Raw genomic sequence first — 22,349 nt, forward strand, 5'->3', positions numbered from 1 at the left:
GGTGTGCGCTATTTCCGCTTGGCGCGATAAGCATCGAGGTTCTTGCGCGCCTGCGCGCGGATCGCGCGTTGCACGAAAGGCGTCCAGCCGAGCAGGGCGCCTTTCAGCCCGAGCGCCTGACGTGCCCAGCGCCACAGGTCGAAGCTGTCGCGATGCTCGACGATGCGTCCGTCGCGAAACCGGAACCGCGCGTCGATCCGGTTGACCACCATCCGGCCGGTCGCGGTGAAGCGGTACTGGGCGATCCATTCGGCGCGCCCGGTGTGTTGATCCGCGGCGACTTCGCCGAACGTCAATGAAAAATCCTGTGCACGCGCCACCAGCATGCGCCACATGTCGCGTGCGAGGTCGCCGCGCAACTCGCCGAATGCGGGATCGCTGAACACGACGTCATCGGCATAGCAGGCGAGCATCCCGTCGATGTCGCGCTGCTGGAACGCCGTGTAGAAGCGCTGGATCAATTCGGTGTGCGGGTGGCTCATCTGTGGGCGTGTTGTCGTTGGCGATGAAGCGGGGTCTCGACGCGGCAGCCGGATGCCGGGCACGCCACTGTAGCGGAAATCAAACCGGCTGTCGCCCATGGCAGCGGGTGCGCGCGTCGGTCCTTGCGGCTGTTCCGCCGGCCGGGCAATTGACGGACAATCCGGCGCTGAAGGCCGATCGCGCCTCGACCCGAGCGCGCGCATCGACTGCCAGGAACCCACTCATGACATTCCGCCTTGAAATCCCGCTGCGGCGCGCGTTCCTGCTCGTGCTGCTTGCTCACGCGCCCCAGGCTTTCGCGGCAGGGCTCGACTGCGTACAGGCATCCAGCCCGACGGAAAAAGCCATCTGCGCATCGAACGACCTGCATCTGGACGACGGCCGGCTGTCGGCCTTCTACCGGAGACTGTCCGATGCATTGCCGCAGGGGCAGCGTGCCGCGTTGCGCACCGCGCAGCTCGGCTGGCTGAAGGCCCGCGATCAATGCGGCGCCGATCACGGTTGCCTCGAACAGCGCTACCTGACGCGGAGCGGCGACCTGCAATCACAGCTCGCCACAGTGCTCGCCTATCGCCCGGACGCCGAAGACAAGGCGGCGCTCGACGACTTGCGCGCGCTCGTCGACCAGGCGCGCCGCACGGATTCCAGCTCGCCGGTCGACAAAGTGATCGACCGGTTGCGGATCACGAACGGCGTGACGCGCTTTTCGAGCGACGCCGGCGACGGGCAGGGCCCGGTGTGGCCGACCGCGCGGCCGGGTGGCGTGACGGCCGACGAGTGGCGGGCGTTGAAGGCGTCGCCGAGCGGTGCGGACGACACCGCGACGGGGGCGTCGTACACGCTGATCGATCTCGACGGCGACGGGCAGCGCGATCTGGTCGTCGAATCGGCGGCGAACGGAACCGGCTTGTGGTCGTCGGTCGATGTGTTGCGCCGCAAGGGCGGCAAGTTCGAGGTATCCGGCGATTCGAACGAGGCACTCGACCGCAGCTTGTACACGACGAATGGCCGCGGCGCGAATCAGGCCGGTGAATGGATTCGCTTGCGCGGGCGCGTCTATGCGTTGTATCGCGACAGTCACTACGGCATGGACGAGTTTTACCTGCTGCGGCCGTTTACCGTCGTCGGCGAGGTGCCGAAACTGACGGTGCATTACCGTTACCGCCTGTCGGTACCGATCGAGCAACACAATGAAGGCCAGCGTGGTCCGACGGTGCTCGACGGCAAGCTGCATGCGGCGCTCGAAAAAGCGCTGCACGACGTGAACGACAACACCGCGCGCGATGCGGGCTCCGACACGCCGCTGTGCCCGATCCCGCCTTCGGTGCAGGGCGACGATCGCAGCGAATACGCGAACTATGGGCCCGGCCACTATGCGTACGAGATCGTCGGCGACATGGGGGTTCAGGTCGGCGACAAGTGCTATATCGGCCGGTTGATCGACTGGTTCGGCGATTACCGGAAGGATGGCCTGGTCGCGCAGTTGTCGATGCGTCTTCCCGGCGACGAGTCGGGCCGCGAGCAGACGTTCAGCGTGAGCGGCATCCGGACCGTGACATCCGTTGCGACTTCGATCGAGAAAATGACCGTCAACAGCGGGAATTGAGGCAGGCGTGCGCGGCTCCGGTTCAGCCGTCGTGACCGGAGCGCGACCGGAGCGTCAACGGGCACCCTTTAGCGGTTCGCCAGTGCGACGTCCTGGTTGCCGCGGCCCGTCACCAGGCAGCCCGACATGAAGGCTTCGCTCTGGCTGCTGGCGGCTGCTTCGCCGAAGCCGCGGCCGAGCGCGTCGACCTTCACCTGCGCGGCACCTTGCTCGCACGCGAGCGGGCTGGTGTCGCGGCCCTGCGCATGCAGGATCGCGCGATCGCCAATGAGATACGCCAGCAGCGCAAAAACAGCGATATGAACGGCTCGTCTCATGGTTCGTCTCCTCGTGGCTCAAGCGTAACGCGGACCCGTTCGACGAAGCACTTGGGGGTTCCCCCGGTAAACGTCTGCTGAAATGAGGGCGTGCCGGGTGATCCTGTCCTGTTTTCCGAGGCTGGCCTGCGGGAGAAGAGCGCAACGTCAACGCGCGTGGCAGGCGCAGCCGGACGGACGGCGACACATGGGTACGGCAGTTTTTTGCGCGACAGGCGCGCGATTCACGGGAGTTTGACGAATGTCAGGTTACGGACGGGAGGGGGCGGTCGCGCAGCGGTTCAAAGCGATAGCATGAATACATGATTTGACGGAACGCGATCGCGAAGGCATGCATCGGTTCCGGCAAGCGGGTGCGTGTTGAACATCGCTATCGAATTAGTGAGGAATCCAAATGCTTAACGTCTCTTCCGTCCTGATCAGCCTCGCCCCGATGTGGGCCATCCTGCTCGTGGCGTCTTCGGCCGCCGCCTATTTCGTGTTCGTGCGCAAGGTCATCGACTAAGCGCTGCGGGAACGCCGATGCAACACGGGTGAGCGGCAACGCGCACACGTGTCGCACCGCGCGTCGCAAACCCGCGGCCCGTCGACGAACGGGCCGCTGCCGCATCGTCGCGCTTCATCCCCGTCATTGCACGGCCGTGACCGGCACATTCGAAATCCGCACCAGCCGGCTCATCACGCTGCGACGGAACACCGACAGCAGCGCATGCAACGGGCCGTGCCGCGGTGCGACGACCACGATCTCGTCGCACCCCGTCTCCGCCGCCACGGACGCGATCGTATCGGCCACCGGGCCCACCTTCATCACGACGCTGTACTTGACGCCGGCTTCCTGCAGGATCCGCTCGGCCATGGCCAGATCGTCGGACGCGAACTTCTCCTCGATCGAGCGCAGCCGCGACAGCGGATGGTAGGCCTCGAGACGCGTCGATTCGAGCGGCGCCTGAACGTTGATCAGCACGATTTCCGACGCGCACCGTTCGCGGTACAGGAAGGTCGCGTGGCGAACCGCCTGAAGCGAGCGGGGAGAGTGGCCGACCGGAACCAGCAGCTTGAGCATGAATGTTGTCCAGGAAACGTGATGATTCCAGCGTAGCGCGCCGCCGGGCCGGACGATCTAAAGAGAACGGGCGACCGCGTAAAAATGTCGTTAACGCGCGCCGCCTCGTGCCGCGCCTAATAGAAATATAAGAAATTTAAGTTTATGCGCATAAACGATTTCATCGGCCGGAGCGGCGCGCGCGAAGCGTCGCCTGCCACCCCGATTCAGTCGGAACCGCAATGAATCGCGGCGGAAAATATCGGAGGTCGCCGATCGGGCGTCGCGTAGAGTAGTGCATCGGCCGCGGCGCGGCCGCTCCCGGCCGGTTCGGGCGCGACCGCCGCCATGCGGCCCGCCATTCCATTCCGATTCCAGGAGACTTCGCATGCCGCACGGCGCCCCGCAGCTTCTCGCTCCCGCTTCCATCCCCGTCGACCCGATCGTGCGCCTGTCGGCGGGCGAGCTCGCGTCGGCGATCCGCGGCAAGGCCGTGTCGTGCGTCGAGACGATGCGTGCGTATCTCGATCACGTCGAGCGCGTGAACGGCGCGGTCAATGCGATCGTCGCGCTGCGCGATCGCGACGCACTGCTCGCCGAAGCCGCGGAAAAGGATGCCGCGCTGGCGCGCGGCGAGTACCACGGCTGGATGCACGGGATGCCGCAGGCGCCGAAGGATCTGGCGATGACGAAGGGGCTGCGGACGACCTACGGCTCGCCGATCTTCCGCGAGAACGTGCCGCAGGCCGATTCCGTGGGCGTGGCGCGGATGCGCGCGGCCGGCGCGATCTTCATCGGCAAGACCAACACGCCCGAATTCGGGCTCGGCTCGCACACGTTCAACGAGGTCTACGGCGCGACGCGCAACCCGTACGACCTGACCAAGAGTGCGGGCGGCAGCAGCGGCGGCACGGCGGCGGCGCTTGCGTCGCGGATGCTGCCGGTGGCGGACGGCAGCGATTTCGGTGGCTCGCTGCGCAACCCGGCGGCGTTCTGCAACATCTACGGCTTCCGCCCGTCGCAGGGCCGCGTACCGCGCTGGCCGGGCGTCGACGTGTTCGTGCAGCAGCTCGGCATCGAAGGCCCGATGGGCCGTACGGTCGGCGACGTCGCGCAACTGCTCGCGATCCAGGCCGGCTACGACCGCAACGATCCGCTGTCGCTCGCGGACGATCCGGCCGTGTTCGCGCAGCCGCTCGACGCCGACCTGCGCGGCAAGCGCATCGCGTGGGTCGGCGACTGGAACGGTTATCTCGCGACCGAGGCCGGCGTGCTCGCGCTGTGCGAGCAGGGGCTGGCGACGCTGCGCGAGATCGGCTGCGACGTCGATGCCGCGTTGCCGGCGTTCGCGCCCGACCGGATCTGGCGCCTGTGGCTCGCGCACCGGCACCTGCTGTCCGGCGGCGGGCTGCTTGCGCACTATCGCGACCCGGCGCGGCGCGCACTGCTGAAGCCCGAGGCGATCTACGAGGTCGAGGGGTTGCTCGCGATGCAGGGCGCGGCCGTGTTCGACGCGAGCGTCGAGCGCACCGCGTGGCATCAGGCCGTGCTGAGCTTCTTCGACCGCTACGACTTCATCGCGGCGCCCACCGCGCAGGTGTTCCCGTTCGACGTCGACCAGCGCTGGCCGAAGGAGATCGCGGGCCGTGCGATGGATACCTACCACCGCTGGATGGAAACGGTCGTGCCGTGGACGCTGGCCGGCTGCCCGGTGATCAGCGTGCCGGTCGGCTTCAACGATGCCGGGCTGCCGATGGGAATGCAACTGATCGGGCGTCCGCGCGCCGATCTCGCCGTGTTGCAGCTTGCGCGCGGCTACGAGCAGGCGGCTGACTGGGTCGGCGGGCGGTTGCCGGCGTGGATGGCGGCGTAGCGCGACGCTGGCCGAAAGCCGAAAGCGGGTGGCCGACCACCGGCCGCCCCACTTTGCCAACCTCTGCCGCCATCGCCATTCATGCGGCTCGCGAACGAATTCCAGCCCCCGCGCGAAATCGCACGCAATCGTGGATGAATTCCCTCGAGCACGTACGTGACGCGCGCAATTGCAAGCGGCCGCGCGGCGTGATTTCGTTTCGATGTGTTTCAGTCGTTGCGGCCGCGCGCGGCGCGCTTCGACAATATCGGGCTCAACCATTCGGGCACGAGGACAACACATGAAGCAGATTCGCGCGACGGGCCGGCACCTGGCCTCGGCAGGCATTGCGTTCGGCATTCTCGCAAGCGGCACCGCGCACGCGCAGCTCGACCTGCAGTCGATCGGCGCGTCGCTGCTCGGCGGCGGGCAGCAGCAGGCGGCGCCCACGCAGGGCGGCGTCGCGCAATTGCTGCAGGCCTATGTCGGTGCGAACCAGCAGGTGCTGACCGGCCAGTCGTCGCTCGCATCGGCGATGGGGCTGACCGGTGCTGCCGGGCAGGCGCAGCAGGCCGCGAGCCAGCTCGCCGGCGGCAATGCGCTGACGCCGGCCGCGCTGTCGCAGATGGGCGGCGCGCAGCAATCGGTATCGCAGGCGCTCGGCCAGGCCTTCGCGAGCGGCGGTGCGACGCACGGCCCGATCGACAAGCAGGCATTCAGCAACGGCCTCGCGTCGCTCGGGCAGGGGCTCACGCAGTATTCGCAACTGCAGTCGGGGCTCGGCAATCTCGGTTCGACGAGCGCGGCGTCGCTGTTGCAGTCGGGCCTGAATCCGCAGAACATGCAGGCTGCGTCGTATATCGCGCAAAGCGCGCCGGGCCAGTTGCAGTCGCTCGCGACGACGCTCAGCCAGGCCGTGCAGTTCGCGACGAGCCAGGGCATTTCGGTGCCGTCGGTCGCATCGTCCGCGCTGAAGCTGCTGCCGTAACGTTGCGCGGGGCCGTGCGCGATGCGGTGCCGGCATCGCGCGCGACACGAAGATGACCCCGCCCAACATGGGGATGGCGCACGATGCTATCGTGGCGTGTCCCTTTTTTCGGTGCAGGTTCATGACAGACTCGTTTGACCTCTCGCGCTATTTCTCCCGCATCGGCTACGACGGCCCCGTCGAGCCGACGCTCGACGTGCTGCGCCGGCTGCATCTGCTGCACCCGCAGGCGATTCCGTTCGAAAACCTCAATCCGCTGACCGGCGCGCGCGTCGCGCTCGACCTGCCGTCGATCGTCGACAAGGTGCTCGCGCATCGCCGCGGCGGCTACTGCTTCGAACTCAACAAGCTGTTCTACACCGCGCTCACGGCGATCGGCTTTCGCGTGACGCCGATGATCGCGCGCGTGCGCTGGATGCTGCCGCCGGAAGTCGCCACCGCGCATACGCACATGCTGCTGCGCATCGATCTCGACGGCGCGGCCTGGTTCGCCGACATCGGCTTCGGCAGCGCGACGCTCACCGCGCCGCTGCGTTTCGTGCCGGACGAGCGGCAGCTGACGCCGCACGGCGCGTTCCGCGTCGTCGCCGCGCCGGTCGACGGTGAATTCGACATGCAGATCGAGACGCCCGACGGCTGGCAGACCACCTATCGCTTCCAGCCGAAGCGGGTCGAGTGGATCGATTACGACGCCGCGAACTGGTTCACGTCGACGTACCCCGAATCGATCTTCCTGCATAACCTGATCGCCTGCCGCGTACTGCCGGAAGGCCGTGCCGCGCTGCGCAACACCACGCTGACGATCCGCGACGCGGCCGGCGTCGGGCGCACCGTCACGTTCGACGATGCGGCCGCTTGGGGCGCGTGCCTGCGCGACACGATCGGCATCGACACGACGGGATTCGATCTCGACGCGCTGTTTGTGCGACTGGCGGCACCCGCCGCGTAACCCGGATTCACGACCGATAGCCAACGGCGGCCCGTACCCACGGGTCGCGCTTGCGATTGACTTTTGCTAGATTGCTAGCATACTAGCTCCATGACCGACGAAGAAGTGAAGCAGTTCAACGTGTACCTGCCGCTCAGCCTGATCCGGCAGGTCAAGCATCGCGCCATCGAAACGGAGCAGTCGCTGTCCGCGCTGGTGGCCGACGCATTGCGCGCGTACCTGGCCGTGCCGCCGCCGGGTGCGGAGCCGTCCACCAAGGAGGAGTGACATGTCATCCGAGCGAATCGAAGCCGTGTACCTGACGACGCACAACTGGGGCAAGTCGGCGAAGTTCTTCCAGGCGCTGGGCTTCAAGCTGGAGTTCGAAACCGATCACCAATCTGGGCAGCTGCGCAGCGGCGACGGCCCCTTTCTGTTCATCGCCGAAGTGCCGCCGGGCGAGACGCCGGCCATGCAGGTCGTGCTCAAGGTGGCGGATGAGCAGGCGGTGCAGCCGCAGCCGATCGTCGACGTCGTCACGCCGTTCGAAGATACCCACTGGGGCACGCGCGACATGACCGTGCGCGATCCGGACGGCCGCGTATGGCGCCTGCAGGCGCCGGGCAAGCAGGGCGCGTGAGGCGATCATGACCGAACCCCGAGAAAGCGCCCCCGACAGCACGGCCGCGCGCGTTGCGCTGTGGCGCGCACTGCACGTCGAACTCGACGCGCCGCCGCACGTGCTCGCCGATGAAGTCGGGCTGCAATTGCTCGCGCCGGAACCCGGCTGGCAGCAGCGCGGCGACATGGATCCGCAGTTCACGCGGCCGTTCCGTGCGTCGATCGTCGCGCGGGCGCGCTTCATCGAGGATCTCGTCGTCGAACAGGCCGCGCGCGGCGTGAGCCAGTACGTGATCCTCGGCGCGGGCCTCGACAGCTTCGTGCAGCGCCGGCCGGAGATGGCGTCGCGCGTGACCGTCTTCGAAGTCGATCCGCCCGCGACGCAGGCCTGGAAGCAGCGCCGCCTGGTCGAGCTCGGTTTCGGCGTGCCCGACTGGCTGCGTTTCGTACCGGTCGATTTCGAGGCGAAGCAGTCGTGGCGTGCTGCGCTGGTCGGCGCGGGCTTCGATGCCGGCAAGCCGGCGGTCGTGGTGTCCACCGGCGTCAGCATGTACCTGACGCACGAAGCGAATGCGGCTGCGTTGCGCGAAGTCGCGTCCCTCGCGCCGGGCTCGACGTTCGCGATGACATTCCTGCTGCCGCTGGAGCATGCGGATCCGGACGTGCGCCCCGGGCTGGAAATGGCCGCGAAAGGCGCGCGCGCCAGCGGCACGCCGTTCATCAGCTTCTTCATGCCGGCGCAGATCCAGGCGCTCGCGCGTGAGGCCGGTTTCGCGGAGACCGCGCACGTATCGGCCGCCGAACTGACGCGCCGTTACTTCGCCGATCGCACCGACGGCCTGCGGCCGCCGAACAACGCGGAAGAGCTGCTGGTCGCGACGGTCTGAGCTGTTGCGACCATAGCGACCATAGCGATCACCGGGACCACAGCGACCATCACGCCCGTTCGAGCACGGCCATTTCCCGCACGACCACGAGCAGCACCGCGAGGCTCGCACCGCCCGATGCGCGCAGATCCGCGAGCAGGTGCTCGTAACGCACGAGCGCGGCTTCGCGGCGCGCGCGCCATGCGCCGACGATCGTCTCCGGCGTGGTCGAATCCGGTGACTCCGCGAGTGCGCTCGATGCCAGCGTGCGCTTGAGGCGCGCGACTTCCGCGAGCGCGGCCGCGCGCGCCAGCATGTCCCAGTGCGTCGGCGTCGGCAGTGTTGCCGCGCGCTCGCCGATCCAGCTGTAATTGAGCAGCGTGCCGAGCGAGAAATAGACGCCCGCGACGAGTTCGAGGCTGCGGTTGCTGGTCGCGGCCACTTCGGCGATGTCGAGCAGCGCGGCCGAGATGTCGCCGCTCGCGACGCGCACCGCGAGCGCGCTGTCGACACCGGCTTCGACCAGCACGCGCTGCCGCTCGGACAGCGCCTCGAGATCGTCGGCCGGCAGCAGCGACGGCAGTTGCGGCGCGAGCCGCTCCGCCGCGTCGCGGCAGCGCGCGATCAGCTCGGTGACGCCACCATCGGCCACCGCGCCGGATTGCAGGTGCCGCAGGAACCACAGCGCCGCGCGTTCCAGCAGCCGCGCGACGTCGACGAACATGCGCGCCTGCACGTCGTCGGCGACGCGGTTGTCGAGCGCGTCGATATCGCGCCACACCGCATCGAGGTCGAACACGTCGCGCGCCATGATGCACGCCCGCACGATGTCGCCGGGTTTCGCGTCGGTCTCCTCCATCAGCCGGTGCACGAACGCGCAGCCGACGCGGTTCACGAGCGCGTTGGTCAGGTGCGTCGCGAGGATCTCGCGGCGCAGCGGATGGCGGCGCATCGGCTCGCTGAAGCGCTGCTGCAGCGGCTTCGGGAAGTAGTCGACGAGCATCGCGGCCACCAGCGGATCCTCGGGCACGTCGGATTCGAGCAGCGCGTCGTACAGCCACATCTTGCTGTACGCGAGCAGCACAGCGCGTTCCGGTGACGTGAGGCCGAGCTTCGCGGCCTGCCGTTCGGCGACTTCGTCATCGGTCGGCAGGAATTCGATCACGCGGTTCAGGCGGCCCGCGCGTTCGAGCCAGCGCATCAGGCGCGCTTCGGCGTCGAGCAGCTCGACCGCGTAGCGGCCGGCGATCGACAGCGCCTGCGTCTGGTAGTAGTTGTCGCGTAGCACGAGCAGCCCGACTTCGTCGGTCATCTCCGCGAGCAGCGCGTTGCGCTGCTTCTCGGTCATCTCGCCGTCGGACACGACGAGCCCGAGCAGGATCTTGATGTTGACTTCGTGATCCGAACAATCGACGCCGGCCGAGTTGTCGATCGCATCGGTGTTGATGCGGCCGCCGCGCTGCGCGAACTCGATCCGGCCGAACTGCGTGCAGCCGAGGTTGCCGCCTTCGCCGACCACCTTGCAGCGCAGGTCCGCGCCGTTCACGCGCACCGCGTCGTTCGCGCGGTCGCCGACCTGCAGGTGGGTTTCGCGCGCGGCTTTCACGTAGGTGCCGATCCCGCCGTTGTACAGCAGGTCGACCGGCGCCTGCAGGATCGCGCGGATCAGCTCGGCCGGCGGCAGCGCATGCGCGTCGATGCCGAGCGCGGCCTGCACGGCCGGCGACAGCGGGATCGTCTTCGCGGTGCGCGGGTAGACGCCGCCGCCCGACGAGATCGATGCCGGATCGTAGTCGGCCCAGCTCGAGCGTTCGAGTGCGAACATGCGCGCGCGCTCGGCGAAGCTCGTCGCGGGATCGGGGTTCGGATCGAGGAACACGTGCCGGTGATCGAACGCGGCGACCAGCCGGATATGCGGCGACAGCAGCATCCCGTTGCCGAACACGTCGCCCGACATGTCGCCGACGCCGACCACCGTGAAGTCGGTCGTCTGCGTATCGATGCCCATCTCGCGGAAGTGCCGCTTCACCGACTCCCACGCGCCGCGCGCGGTGATCGCCATCTTCTTGTGGTCGTAGCCGACCGAGCCGCCGGACGCGAATGCGTCGTCGAGCCAGAAGCCGTACTCGTGCGAGATCGCGTTCGCGTAGTCGGAAAAGGTGGCCGTGCCCTTGTCGGCGGCGACGACCAGGTACGGGTCATCCGGATCGTGACGCACGACGTCGGGCGGCGGCACGATCGCGTTGCCGACGAGGTTGTCGGTCAGGTCGAGCAGGCCGCGCAGGAAGGTCTGGTAGCACGCGATGCCTTCGCGCATCCACGCTTCGCGATCGCTCGGCGGCGGCGGATTCTTCACGACGAAGCCGCCTTTCGAGCCGACCGGCACGATCACGACGTTCTTTACCATCTGCGCCTTCATCAGCCCGAGCACTTCGGTGCGGAAATCCTCGCGGCGATCCGACCAGCGCAGGCCGCCGCGCGCGACGCGCCCGCCGCGCAGGTGCACGCCCTCGACACGCGGCGAATACACCCAGATCTCGAACATCGGCTTCGGTTCGGGCAGGCCCGGCACCTTCGCCGGATTGAACTTGAACGACAGGTACGGCTTCGGTTCGCCGTTCGCATCGGCGAGGAAGTAGTTCGTGCGCTCGGTCGCGTTGATCACGCCGAGGAACTGGCGCAGGATGCGGTCCTCGTCGAGGTTCGGCACCTGGTCGAGCGCGCCTTCGATCGCCTTCAGTAGCCGCTCGGCCTGTACGTCGCGCGTGTCGCCGGTGGCCGGATCGAAACGCAGCAGGAACAGCTCGACGAGCTGCCGCGCGATCGCCGGGTTGCCGGTCAGCGCGCGCTCGATATACGCGTCGCTGAAGGTCGAGCCGACTTGACGCAGGTACTTCGCATACGCGCGCAGGATCGTCACTTCGCGTGCGCTCAGGTGGGCGCGCAGCACGAGGCGGTTGAAGTCGTCGTTCTCGATCCGGCCGCTCCAGATCTGGTCGAACGCATCCTCGAACAGGCCCTTCACGCGCTCGATGTCGAACTCGGTATCGTCGGCGAGCTCGAGGCCGAAGTCGTGTACCCACGCATGCGCGGCGTCCTGCGTCTGGATCCGGTACGGCCGTTCCTCGTCGACGCGCACGCCGAGATGCTCGAGCATCGGCAGGCTGCGCGACAGCGCGATCGGGTCGCCCGCGCGATAGACCTTGAAGCGGAACGCACGCGCGTCGGCCTCGATCGGCCGGTACAGGTTCATCGCGAGCTGCCCCGAATCCTTCACGCGCTCGATCAGCTCGATGTCGCGCACGGCCGTGCGCGCCGGATAGTCGTCGCGATAGCCGGCCGGGAACGAATCGGCATAGCGCTGCAGCAGGCGGTTGCCTTGCTCTTCGCCGAAGGCGTCGAGCAGCGCGTCGGCGAGATCGTCCTGCCAGCGGCGCGTGACCTGCACGAGCCGCGTTTCGAGCTCGCGCGTGTCGACGTCGGGCATCGTGCCCGGTTCCGCGTGGACGACGAAATGAATGCGCGCGATCGCCGATTCCGACAGCAGCGGCGTGAACTCGACGTTCACGCCGTTGTACGCATCGACGAGCAGCTTCGCGATGCGCCGGCGCAGGTCGGTGTTGTACTTGTCGCGCGGCACGAACACGAGGCACGACACGAAGCGGTCGAAGCGGTCGCGCCGCACGAACAGGCGCGTGCGCTGATGTTCCTGCAGCCGCAGGATGCCGAGCGCGATGTCGTAGAGCTGGTCTTCGTCGGCCTGGAACAGCTCGTCGCGCGGATAGGTTTCGAGCACCGTCACGAGCGACTTGCCGAGGTGCCCCTTCGGCAGGAAGCCCGCGCGCCGCACGATGTTCGCGCACTTGCGGCGCACGATCGGGATCTCGGCGCTCGACACCATGTACGCGGTCGACGTGTAGAGCCCGATGAAGCGGCGCTCGCCCGCGACCTTGCCGTCGGGGCCGACGAGCTTCACGCCGACGTAGTCGAGATAGCCGGGCCGGTGCACGGTTGCGCGTGAATTCGCCTTGGTCAGGAAGATCGGCCAGGCGCCGGTGATGATGTCGGCGGCGGCCTGCGGCAGCGGCGTGACGTCGGGCGCGCCCGACGTGCGCAGCGATTCGCGCAGGATGCCGAAGCCGGTGCCTTCGATGCCGCGCAGCCCGAAGCCCGTGCCGTCCGATACCAGCGCGTAGTCGCGCTGGCCGAGGAACGTGAAGTGATCGGCGGCCATCCATTCGAGGAAGGCGCGTGCCTCGATGTCTTCCGCGGTTGATTCGCGCGCCTTCATTTCCTTGATCGTCGCGCGCGCGATCTCGACGATCTTCGGCCAGTCTTCCACCGACGCGCGCACGTCGCCGAGCACGTGCGCGATGTCGTTGCGCAACGTGTTGAGCAGCGCGGCATCGCCGCAGCGGTCGACTTCGAAATGGATGAACGACGCGAGCTGCGACTGGCCGTCGCCGGGCGTCGCGCCGCCCGCGTCGACGCGCTCGATGCCGCCATCGCGGCCGCGCCAGATGCGGAATACCGGGTGCAGCGCCGAATGCAGCGCGAGCCCGAGACGGTTGACGGCCATCGACACCGAATCGACGAGGAACGGCATGTCGTCGTTGACGATCTCGATGACCGTGTGATCGGAATGCCAGCCGTGCTGTTCGAGGATCGGGTTGTACACGCGCAGCCGTTCGCTGCCGGGCACGAATTTCTGGGCGGTCTGCCAGTGCGCCATCGCGGCGCCGTAGAGATCGGCGATGCTGCGGCTTTGCAGATCGTCGGCATCGACGAAATCGTAGTAGTGACGCAGGAAGGGTTCGACGATCCGGAACGTGGCTTCGGGCAGGCGCCCGCGCGCGAACTCGACGACGTCCGAGAGCAGGTGTGCGACGACTTCCTCGTTCTTCGCTTCCATGGCGGTCTCCTCGTCGGGTGGCCATCGGCTGCTGCGTCTGTCCGGCATTATGCGCCGATTGCGTGACAAAGCGATGTGCGGGCGCACAACGAGGGGCGGCTGGAGAAGGCCGCGTGCAGCGCCCGTCGTGGGCGCTGCAGATGTGGTTCAGGTTAGTTCTGGCGGCTTCAGGTCGGGATGCCGTTTGTAGAGCGGGTTCATGAAATCAAGCAGCATCGTGTTCAACAGAGAAGAAACGAATTCGCGATAGGCAACGAATTCGGCATCCGGGCACGATGCCTTGACTGCCAGTAGAGAGCGATCGAGATCAGCCCCCATTTGTAAGACCATATCGTTCAGGGCGGTTGCGACTTGCTTGTCTGTAATCATGTGTTCACCTTGTTAGCATCCTGCCAGCGCGTTGCAGCTGTTGACGCAGTTCCAGAATTTGAAGCCGAAGTGTGGTGTCATGCCCGGATTCATTGCTGGCGGTAATACCGGTGAACGGTGATTGGCTGGCTAGCTTGTCGAATGTGGCATCGTGATTTTTGTTGTGCTCGATGTCAACGTGAATATATCAGGATAACTAAGTGTTTGGAGGGGGCGAAATGAGCGTGACGGCGAACCTGCGGCACAGAAACGAAGGCTGCGCGCTATCGTGATCCGGTAGCACGCAGTCTAGATGAGGAGGCTGCTCAGCGCTCGTCGCTCCACAGCTTCCCTGCCGTCGCCCAGTTCTCCTTCTTCACGTCGGTGAGAATGATGTCGACCGAGCCCGGTTCGCAGCCGAGCGTCTCGCACGTGACGCGCGTGATGGCTTCGACGAATGCGCGCTTCTGGTCGACGGTGCGGCCTTCGAAGAGCTGGATATTGAAAGTCGGCATGACGGAGTGCTCCGATTGGTTGGGATGAATGAGGCGTTGGGAGCCGGCGTCGTCAGTCGCGATACGTCGGATCGATCCGGTCGAGCCGGCGCAGCAGCGCCGGCCATTCCAGTTCGCCCTCGATCGCGCCGCCGTCGCGCAGCTGTTCGGCGGTTCGGTCGGCGATGGCCGGTGCGGGCAGCACGAGCGGCCCGCCGCCGGCCTGCGCGCGCACCTGGATATCGCACGCCTTGATCAGCGTGTCCATCAGCACGTAGGCTTCGGCCACGGTGCGGCCGACCGTCAGCGTGCCGTGGTTGCGCAGCAGCATCGCGGATTTCGCGCCGAGGCTCGCGGTCAGCCGCGTGCCTTCGGCCGGCGAGAACGCGAGCGCCTCGTAGTCGTGGTACGCGAGGTCGCCATGAAACCGCAGCGCGTGCTGCGACGCGGGCAGCAGCCCGTCGCGCTGGATCGACACGGCGATGCCGGCCGTATTGTGCAGATGCATCACGCACACAGCATCGGCGCGTGCGGCATGCACGGCCGCGTGCAGCGCGAAGCCCGTCACGTTGACCGCATGCTCGCTGTCGCCGATCCGGTTACCGGCCAGGTCGATCTTCACGAGATTCGACGCGCGGACTTCGTCGAACGTGAGGCCGAACGGGTTGATCAGGAAGTGGCCGGGCTCGCCGGGCACGGTCGCGGACAGGTGCGTGTAGATCAGGTCGTCCCAGCCGTTCAGCGCGACGAGCCGGTACGCGGCGGCGAGGTCGACGCGCATCCGGCGTTCGGCGTCCGAGATCGGGCCGCCGGGTTTCACGGCATCAGGACGGTGTGCGAATGACGACATCGGGTTCTCCGAAGGTGAAGCGGCGGGCGACGATCACCGTGACCCACGACGCGAGCGCGAACGGGGCCGTGAACGCCGGAATGCCGGCGCGCGTCGCGAGCCACTGGATCAGCGCGGCGAGAGCGGCGGCCGCGAGCGCCGCACGCGGGCCGCGAGGCATCAGCGCAAGCGCGGCGAGCGCGCCGTTGAAGCCGAGCACGCCGTCGGCGAACGATGCGCCGCTCGCGCCGAGCGCGACCAGCAGCACGGTCGACACCAGCGCGCCGCCGAGTGCGAATGCGGCCGCGCGGCGTGATGCAACGGCAAGGCCGGCGACGATCAGCGCGCCGGCCCATGCGCCTTGCGCGAAAATGGTCTGCGCGATGCCCGAGAGCAGCGCGTCGGCCGCGGATGAAAACGTCAGCGCCGGGCCGGCCGTCGCGCCGCCTGCCTGCTGCAATGCGACAAACGGAAACCACAGCGCGGTGACGGCGAGGCACGGGCTCGAATACGGGCACTGGCGCCAGCGCGCCAGCGGCACGCGCATCACGCGCTGCACGAGCGCCGCGCCGATCGAGGCCAGCGGCACCAGCACGATGGCGGCAAGTTGATGGGGTGCGAACAGCACGGCGATCAGCGCGGCGAGCGCGCCGTTGAAGCCGTGCAGCCCCTGTTCGACGTCGCGGCGCTCGGCGCCCGTCAGCACCGCCGTCATGCTGGCGGCGGCCGAGCCGACCAGCGCCGCGCTCGCGAGCCGCAGGTCGGTCAGCGCCAGTGCGGCGAGCAGCAGCGCGCCGGTGAGCGCATTCGCCTGCAGCACGATCTGCCCGATGCCGCGCAGCAGGATACGCAGGTCGATCGATGGCGAAACGGGGCGGGCGGTAGGCATGATGGCGGCGGAACAGGACGAGCCGCGAGCATAGGACACAATCCCGTGCACCGGAATAGGGAATTCTGGATAGTCAGGATTTGTGGCCGATGCCCCGAAACGGTGAATCCGGAGGTCGGTTCGAGCCCGAACGCCGCGTCGTCGGCACTTTCGGCGGGGTGGCCGGTTCGGGACTCGAATCCTCGCGGTGGCCGGCACTTTCGTTGAGCGATTCGTGCGACGATGCCTCGCATCGGGAATACCGGGAGGCGGAAAGATGCGCGAAGTGCGTTGGGCGTCGCTCGAAGGCGACGGGGTCGAACATCTGACGTTCGACCGGAGCGGCGGCGGGATCGTCGTCGAAAGCGCGGTGGTCGGCCAGCGGTATGGCCGTGCGTACGGGCTCGCGTATCGCGTCGAGTGCGACGCGCACTGGCACGTGACCCATGCGGTGCTCAAGGTGATGGGCGGCGGCACGCTCGAATTGCGCGGCGACGGCGCGGGCCACTGGCGCGACGGCTCGGGCCGCGCACTGTCGGAACTCGACGGTTGCATCGACATCGACATCGCGGCGACGCCGTTCACGAATTCGCTGCCGATCGGCCGCCTCGGCCTCGCGCGCGGCGAGCGGCGGCCGATCGACGTCGCGTACATATCGACGCCGGACCTGAAGGTCACGCCGGTCAAGCAGGCCTATGCGTGCCTCGAGCCGGGCCGGCGCTACCGCTACGAAGGAATCTTCCGCGACTTCACGGCCGAGATGGAGATCGACGACGACGGGCTCGTCGTCGATTACGAGACGCTGTTCAGACGCCTCCCGGCGCTGGCGCCCGCAGTGCGCTGAACCCGGGCCGCGACCGGGGTGAGTGCCGGCCGCTCCTGCGCGGACGCGAAGCGGTCGATCCGCGACGCGATCAGGTCGGGGTGGCGCAGCACGATCCAGTGCGTGCCGTCGATTTCCTCGCGCACGTGGTCGCCGAGCCAGCGGTCGAGGTCGACCGACATCTCGGGCGTCACGTAGCGGTCGCGCACCGGCACCAGGATCTGCACGGGCGCCTGCGCGTACCGCTCGCGCGGCTTGCGGGCCCGTGCGATGAAGTTCGCGCGGTACAGCTGCAGCCCGTTCAGCGCGTTCTTCAGTTGCACGGGATCGCGCTCCGCACGCACACGCTCGGTGAGCTGCAGCCAGCGCGGCCACAGTGCCGCGCCGCCGAGCCGCCACACCAGCGACGGCACGAGCGGCAGGTGGAAGAACGCGATGTACCACGACTTCAGGCTCTGCTTGAGCCGCATCTTCGCGCGGAACACGTGATCGAGACACGGGCCCGAGATCGACGTGTACGACGCGATCCGGCCGCGGAACGCGGGGTCGGTCACGGCCTCCCAGCACTGGATCGACCCCCAGTCGTGGCCGACGAGATGGAACGGCCGGCCGCCGCAGGTCGCGTCGGCCACCGCCTTCAGGTCGGCGGCGAGCCGCTCGAGCGAGTAGTCGGCCCGGCGGCGCGGCGCATCGGACGCGCCGGCGCCGCGCACGTCGTACGCGATCACGCGGTAGCGCTTCGCGAGCCGCGCCCGGATCGGCGCCCACACGGCCGCCGAATCCGGGTAGCCGTGTACGAGGATCAGCGGCGGGGCGCGACGCGACCCGCTCACGTAGACGGCGAGTTTCACGTCGCCGGACTGGACGGTCAGCATCTCGTGGGCGCGCGCCATGGCGTCATGCCTGCGCCACCGAGTGCAGCGGCACGCGGCGCGGGGCGGCTTGCGCGGCGTAGCGCGCGTTGGTCGCGTCGATGTTCTCGAGCAGCGTGTCGAGCTCCTGCAGGTACTGATGGTTGTCGTGGTCCCACGGGTGGAAGCCCGGGCGGAAGTAGTCGAGCCATTCGCGTGCGATGCTCGGGAACACGCCGTGCTTCGGGCTGTACAGGTACTTCACGAGGCGCCACATGCCGCCGAACTTGCCGTGCTCGCGACGGTGCGCGCGCATCAGGCGCACGTGGAAGTCGAACACGATGGCCCAGAAGAACACGGTGGTCGTCAGCATCGTGCCGGTGCGCAGCAGGTAGCTGCCGAGGCCCGGCTTCATCACGGTGCGCCACACGTCGTACGACACCGCCTTGTGCTCGGTTTCCTCCATCGCGTGCCACATCCACATCTGCTGGTAGCCTTCGACCGAGCCGTCGATGCGGTGCTCGTGGCCGGACAGCAACTGGTTCGCGAGGATCGCCGTGTAGTGCTCGAGCGCGATCGTGATCGCGAGCTGCATCGAATGCGGCAGCACCTTCTTGAACCAGCCGAGGATCGTCCACAGGCGCTTGTCGAGCTTGTGCGCGGGCAGGCCCGACGCTTGCAGCAGGTCGTTGTATTCGATGTGCTCGCGCGTGTGCATCGCTTCCTGGCCGATGAAGCCGAGCACCTGCTTCTTCAGTTCCGGATCCTCGATCTGGTCGCGGTAGTTGCGCACCGAATCCATGAAGAAGCGTTCGCCGGCCGGGAACAGCAGCGACAGCGCGTTCATGAAGTGCGTGACGGGTACGCCCTGCACGTGCCAGTCGCGTGCGCGTTCGGGGGGCAGCGCGAAACGGATGTCGCGCCGCACGGGCATCATGTTCGGGGTGGTCATGATTGTTCTCCTCCCTGGTTGCCTGCATTGTTGTAGGTGGCGTGCAGCGGTGCGGCCGCCGGCGTGCCGCGCGCGGCGTGGCGGGCCTTCGCGGCCTCGCGGCGCGTCGCCAGCACGACGAGCGCCTGGTACGCGGCGGGCAGGATGCGCGCCATCCAGTCCGCGCCCTTCGCGTCGCGGCCGATCAGCACGCGGCGCTTGTTCTTGCGCACGCCGGCGAGGATCGTGCGCGCGGCATCGTCGGCGGTCGTGATGAAGAACTTCTCGAAGCTGTCCTTGCCTTGCTGTTCGCTCTCGACGATGAAGCCGACCATGTTCTTCGCGACGCGGCTCGATTGCGCGATGTTCGTGCGGATGCCGCCCGGATGCACGCAGGTGGCCGATACGCCGCACTTCATCATGTCGAGTTCCTGGCGCAGCGATTCGGTGAAGCCGCGCACCGCGAACTTGGTCGCGTTGTAGCCGCTCATGCCCGGCTGCGCGAAGATCCCGAAGATGCTCGACGTGTTGATCACGTGGCCTTCGCCCGAGGCCTTCAGGTGCGGCAGGAACGCCTTCGTGCCGTGCACGACGCCCCAGAAGTTGATGTTCACGATCCACTCGAGATCGCTGTATTCCATTCCTTCGATCGTGCTCGACAGCGCGACGCCCGCGTTGTTGAAGATCAGGTTGACCTTGCCGTGCTCCTTCGCGGTGTCGTCGGCCCATGCGAACATCGCGTCGCGGTCGCCGACGTCCAGCACGCGCGTCGACACGCGCACGTTCGGCGCGATCGCGCGGACGATCCGTTCGGTTTCGGCGAGGCCCACGCCGTTCTTGTCGGCGAGCGATACGTGGCAGCCGGCCCGCGCGAGCTGGATCGCGAGCGAGCGGCCCATGCCCGAGCCGGCACCCGTGATCGCGGCGACCTTGTTGGCGAAATCTCTCATGTCGGTGGCTCCTTGTCTGGCTCAGGCCGCTTCGGCGGACGGGGAAGTCGAAGCGGAAGCGGCGGGCGCGGCGGCGGGCCGCGCAGTGGTGTCGTGTTGCGGCGCGCGATACGCGTGGTAGTCGGCGATCGAGAAGTGCGCGGTCGCCTGGCGGAAACGCCACGTGAAGCCGGGCCACAGCGTCGTGTTCTTGCCGGTGCGCGGATCGAGGTACCAGCTCTTGCAGCCGCCCGTCGACCAGATCGCCTTCTTGAGCTTGCCTTGCAGGTCGCTGTTGAACTGCGCCTCGACGAGCGGGCGCACCTCGATCGCGTCCGCCCGTTCGCGGCGCATCGCCTGCAGTGCACCGAGGATGTATTCGATCTGCGACTCGATCATGAACACCATCGAGTTGTGGCCGAGGCCCGTGTTCGGGCCGACGATCATGAAGAAGTTCGGGTAGCCGGGCAGCGTCGAGCCGAGATACGCGTGCGCGCCGTCGCGCCAGGCGTCGACGATGTCGAGCCCGCCGCGGCCGATGATCGCGCCGCGCGGATACGGATCGGCCACCTGGAAGCCGGTGCCGTAGATCAGGCAGTCGACTTCATGACGCTTGCCGTCGGTCGTCACGACCGCGTCGGCTTCGATGTGGTCGATGCCGGTGGTGATCACGTCGACGTTCTTGCGCGACAGCGCCGGGTAGTAGTCGTTCGAGATCAGCACGCGCTTGCAGCCGAGCGTGTAGTTCGGCGTGACGGTCTTGCGCAACTCCGGATCGGGAATCTGCTTGCGGATGTGGCGCAGCGCGAGCTTCTGCACGTTCTTCATCAGCGACGGATGGATCGCGAAGCCGAGCACGCGCGATTCGAGCATCCAGTAGATGCCGCTGCGCACGGCCTTCTGCGTGAACGGCAGCGTGCGGAACAGCCACTTCTCGAACCCGGTCAGGTTGCGATCGGGCTTCGGCATGATCCACGGCGGCGTGCGCTGGAACAGCGCGAGCGCCTTCACGCGCGGCGCGATCTGCGGCACGAACTGGATCGCGCTCGCACCGGTGCCGATCACCGCGACGCGCTTGCCTTCGAGCGGATAGTCGTGATCCCACTGCTGAGAGTGGAACGCGCGGCCCTTGAAGGTCTCGACGCCGGGAATCGCCGGCAGCGCGGCGCGCGACAGGCCGCCCATCCCCGACACCAGCACGCGCGCGGACAGCTGCTTGCCGTTCGCGAACGTGAGGCGCCAGCGTTGCGCGGCCTCGTCGTACTCGGCGCGCTGCAGTTCGTGGTTCAGGCGCAGGTGCGGGCCGACGCCGAAGCGCTGCACGCAGTCCTCCAGATAGGCGCGGATTTCCGGCTGCGGCGCGAACATGCGCGTCCACCGCGGGTTCGGCGCGAACGAGAACGAATAGACGTGCGATTGCACGTCGCATGCACACCCGGGGTAATGATTGTCGCGCCACGTGCCGCCGACCGACGCGGCCTTCTCGAGGACGACGAAGTCGGTCATGCCTGTCTGACGCAGGCGGATCGCCATCCCGAGGCCGGCGAAGCCGGTGCCGATGATGGCGATGTCGATGGTTTCGTCCAGGCCGTCGTGGCCGGGCGGACCGAAAGGCAACGTGCGAGCATTCATCCGGGTGTCTCCGATTTGGCTCATTTTCGAATGTTACATTGTTTGATGTAACGATAGTGGGTGAACCTGGAAATCGCAAGAGGCTAGAAGCAGCGCTCTAAGGGCCGGAAGCCAGACGGGAAAAGGCTGAGCGGGGTTTGGAACGGGTCGGTTTCCGCATCGCGGGATACGCGGAAAGGGCCGTCGACAGGGCGAGAGAGGGTGCGGGCGAGACCGCCGGCGCGCGGCGGTCTGTTTGAAACGGTATCAGGGACGGATCAGTCGACCGGCTGTCTCATGGAAAACCCCGGCCACGATCGTGACCTGCGCGAGCGCGTAGAGGCCCCAGATCAGGTAATCGATGCCCGGAAAACCGCCGAGGAAGCGGCCGACGCCGATCAGCGTATCGGAGCCGACGAAGATCAGGCTGCCGATGGCCACCAGCGGGCCGCGCGTGCGGGCGGCGAGCGCGAAGCTCGCCATCGCGCACAGCACGAGCATGTAGACGGCGACCGGCGCCATCAGCTCGCCGAGGTGCGGGAAGAACGCCACGTAGAACGCCGGCGCGGCGATCCACAGCCCGACGAGCGCGACGATGCGCCAGCCGTGCGGCCGCGCGCGCCAGCGCATGAAGATCGCGCAGTAGCACAGGTGCGTGAGCAGGAACGCGCCGAGGCCGAGGACGAACGACAGCGGCCAGTCGGGCAGCGCGAGCAGTACGTCGCCGAGCACGGCCGTCACGAGCGCCGCGCACAACCACGCGCGTTCGCGCGGTGCGGCGCAGGTGCTGCCCGCCGCGAGCAACAGGATGCCCATCACGGCTTTCGCGGCGGCCTGGCCGGGATAGGGCGCGGCGGCGAGCGACAGTCCATAGAGCAGCGCGGCGACGACGGCGAGCGGCCAGAGCCGGCGGTAGGGGGCGGGAAGCGTGGCGATCAAGGCGGGTGTCTCCGGTTTGTTGTCGTCTGCGGTGGACGGCGCGCGGTCGAGGCGCGGCTGTCGGCCATTATCCGGAAGAAAGGGCGTGCCAAAACCGGCGAATCCTTCTAG

General features: G+C 67.6%; 21 protein-coding genes. 8 read left to right on the top strand and 13 right to left on the bottom strand.

From position 1 onward, the window contains the following. Positions 1 to 8: 8 nt before the first annotated feature. On the bottom strand, positions 9 to 482 hold the full coding sequence (locus CFB43_RS22695) for a nuclear transport factor 2 family protein (protein WP_089496649.1): 474 nt from the start codon (positions 480 to 482) through the stop codon (positions 9 to 11). A 224-nt stretch (positions 483 to 706) separates the two neighbouring features. Between CFB43_RS22695 and CFB43_RS22700 the strand changes: the two genes are divergently transcribed. Next, positions 707 to 2,089, top strand: coding sequence for a lysozyme inhibitor LprI family protein (locus CFB43_RS22700; RefSeq protein WP_089496650.1), 1,383 nt, complete (start codon positions 707 to 709; stop codon positions 2,087 to 2,089). 68 nt (positions 2,090 to 2,157) lie between these two features. On the opposite strand, the gene CFB43_RS22705 is transcribed toward CFB43_RS22700, so the two are convergent. Together CFB43_RS22705 and CFB43_RS22710 are read right to left on the bottom strand one after the other, a co-directional pair. Further along, the gene (locus CFB43_RS22705) at positions 2,158 to 2,406 is read right to left on the bottom strand and encodes a hypothetical protein (RefSeq protein WP_039344123.1); all 249 of its coding nucleotides are present in this window, start codon (positions 2,404 to 2,406) and stop codon (positions 2,158 to 2,160) included. 628 nt (positions 2,407 to 3,034) lie between these two features. Further along, positions 3,035 to 3,469: a universal stress protein gene (locus CFB43_RS22710; RefSeq protein WP_089496651.1), complete on the bottom strand. Its 435-nt coding sequence runs from the start codon at positions 3,467 to 3,469 to the stop codon at positions 3,035 to 3,037. A gap of 367 nt (positions 3,470 to 3,836) precedes the next feature. On the opposite strand from CFB43_RS22710, the gene CFB43_RS22715 reads away from it, so the two are divergent. From CFB43_RS22715 to CFB43_RS22740, 6 genes are all read left to right on the top strand, one after another. Then, positions 3,837 to 5,321, top strand: coding sequence for an amidase (locus tag CFB43_RS22715; protein WP_089496652.1), 1,485 nt, complete (start codon positions 3,837 to 3,839; stop codon positions 5,319 to 5,321). A gap of 280 nt (positions 5,322 to 5,601) precedes the next feature. Next, positions 5,602 to 6,288, top strand: a complete 687-nt coding sequence (locus CFB43_RS22720; protein ID WP_089496653.1) for a hypothetical protein — start codon at positions 5,602 to 5,604, stop codon at positions 6,286 to 6,288. 121 nt (positions 6,289 to 6,409) lie between these two features. Beyond that, complete coding sequence (locus tag CFB43_RS22725; protein ID WP_089496654.1) at positions 6,410 to 7,237, top strand: arylamine N-acetyltransferase family protein; 828 nt, start codon at positions 6,410 to 6,412, stop codon at positions 7,235 to 7,237. A gap of 90 nt (positions 7,238 to 7,327) precedes the next feature. Then, the gene (locus CFB43_RS22730) at positions 7,328 to 7,504 is read left to right on the top strand and encodes a ribbon-helix-helix domain-containing protein (RefSeq protein ID WP_089496655.1); all 177 of its coding nucleotides are present in this window, start codon (positions 7,328 to 7,330) and stop codon (positions 7,502 to 7,504) included. Between the two features lies 1 nt (position 7,505). Then, positions 7,506 to 7,856 carry a VOC family protein gene (locus CFB43_RS22735; protein WP_089496656.1) on the top strand — a complete coding sequence of 117 codons (351 nt, stop codon included), beginning with the start codon at positions 7,506 to 7,508 and terminating at the stop codon, positions 7,854 to 7,856. 7 nt (positions 7,857 to 7,863) lie between these two features. Next, entirely contained in the window at positions 7,864 to 8,724 is an 861-nt protein-coding gene (locus tag CFB43_RS22740; protein ID WP_089496657.1) for a class I SAM-dependent methyltransferase, read from the top strand. Between the two features lie 49 nt (positions 8,725 to 8,773). Here the strand turns inward: CFB43_RS22740 and CFB43_RS22745 are convergent, their stop codons facing one another. The 5 genes from CFB43_RS22745 to CFB43_RS22765 all read right to left on the bottom strand — a co-directional run bounded on the left by CFB43_RS22745 (position 8,774) and on the right by CFB43_RS22765 (position 16,175). Next, positions 8,774 to 13,615, bottom strand: coding sequence for an NAD-glutamate dehydrogenase (locus tag CFB43_RS22745; protein WP_089496658.1), 4,842 nt, complete (start codon positions 13,613 to 13,615; stop codon positions 8,774 to 8,776). Between the two features lie 147 nt (positions 13,616 to 13,762). Next, positions 13,763 to 13,984 (bottom strand): hypothetical protein, encoded by a 222-nt coding sequence (locus tag CFB43_RS22750; protein ID WP_089496659.1) that lies wholly within the window; start codon positions 13,982 to 13,984, stop codon positions 13,763 to 13,765. A 305-nt stretch (positions 13,985 to 14,289) separates the two neighbouring features. Continuing rightward, a complete protein-coding gene (locus tag CFB43_RS22755; RefSeq protein WP_039344138.1) occupies positions 14,290 to 14,478 on the bottom strand; it encodes a 4-oxalocrotonate tautomerase in 189 nt (62 codons plus the stop codon). Positions 14,479 to 14,530: 52 nt separating this feature from the next. Beyond that, the gene (locus tag CFB43_RS22760) at positions 14,531 to 15,307 is read right to left on the bottom strand and encodes a class II aldolase/adducin family protein (RefSeq protein ID WP_089496660.1); all 777 of its coding nucleotides are present in this window, start codon (positions 15,305 to 15,307) and stop codon (positions 14,531 to 14,533) included. Next, complete coding sequence (locus CFB43_RS22765) at positions 15,282 to 16,175, bottom strand: urea transporter (protein ID WP_089496661.1); 894 nt, start codon at positions 16,173 to 16,175, stop codon at positions 15,282 to 15,284. Before CFB43_RS22765 ends, CFB43_RS22760 begins: the two co-directional genes overlap by 26 nt. Positions 16,176 to 16,431: 256 nt before the next feature. On the opposite strand from CFB43_RS22765, the gene CFB43_RS22770 reads away from it, so the two are divergent. Beyond that, positions 16,432 to 16,998, top strand: a complete 567-nt coding sequence (locus CFB43_RS22770; RefSeq protein ID WP_089496662.1) for a putative glycolipid-binding domain-containing protein — start codon at positions 16,432 to 16,434, stop codon at positions 16,996 to 16,998. On the opposite strand, the gene CFB43_RS22775 is transcribed toward CFB43_RS22770, so the two are convergent. The 5 genes from CFB43_RS22775 to CFB43_RS22795 all read right to left on the bottom strand — a co-directional run bounded on the left by CFB43_RS22775 (position 16,947) and on the right by CFB43_RS22795 (position 22,238). Then, complete coding sequence (locus tag CFB43_RS22775) at positions 16,947 to 17,870, bottom strand: alpha/beta fold hydrolase (protein ID WP_089496663.1); 924 nt, start codon at positions 17,868 to 17,870, stop codon at positions 16,947 to 16,949. The genes CFB43_RS22770 and CFB43_RS22775 overlap by 52 nt on opposite strands. Before the next feature lie 4 nt (positions 17,871 to 17,874). Then, on the bottom strand, positions 17,875 to 18,780 hold the full coding sequence (locus CFB43_RS22780) for a metal-dependent hydrolase (RefSeq protein ID WP_039344147.1): 906 nt from the start codon (positions 18,778 to 18,780) through the stop codon (positions 17,875 to 17,877). Next, positions 18,777 to 19,709, bottom strand: coding sequence for an SDR family NAD(P)-dependent oxidoreductase (locus CFB43_RS22785; protein WP_089496664.1), 933 nt, complete (start codon positions 19,707 to 19,709; stop codon positions 18,777 to 18,779). Before CFB43_RS22785 ends, CFB43_RS22780 begins: the two co-directional genes overlap by 4 nt. 21 nt (positions 19,710 to 19,730) lie before the next feature. Next, positions 19,731 to 21,320, bottom strand: coding sequence for a flavin-containing monooxygenase (locus CFB43_RS22790; RefSeq protein ID WP_089496665.1), 1,590 nt, complete (start codon positions 21,318 to 21,320; stop codon positions 19,731 to 19,733). A gap of 246 nt (positions 21,321 to 21,566) precedes the next feature. Further along, entirely contained in the window at positions 21,567 to 22,238 is a 672-nt protein-coding gene (locus CFB43_RS22795) for a lysoplasmalogenase (RefSeq protein WP_089496666.1), read from the bottom strand. Positions 22,239 to 22,349: the final 111 nt, after the last annotated feature.

Origin of the sequence: Burkholderia sp. AU15512 (assembly GCF_002223325.1) — a bacterium.
GTDB lineage: Bacteria > Pseudomonadota > Gammaproteobacteria > Burkholderiales > Burkholderiaceae > Burkholderia.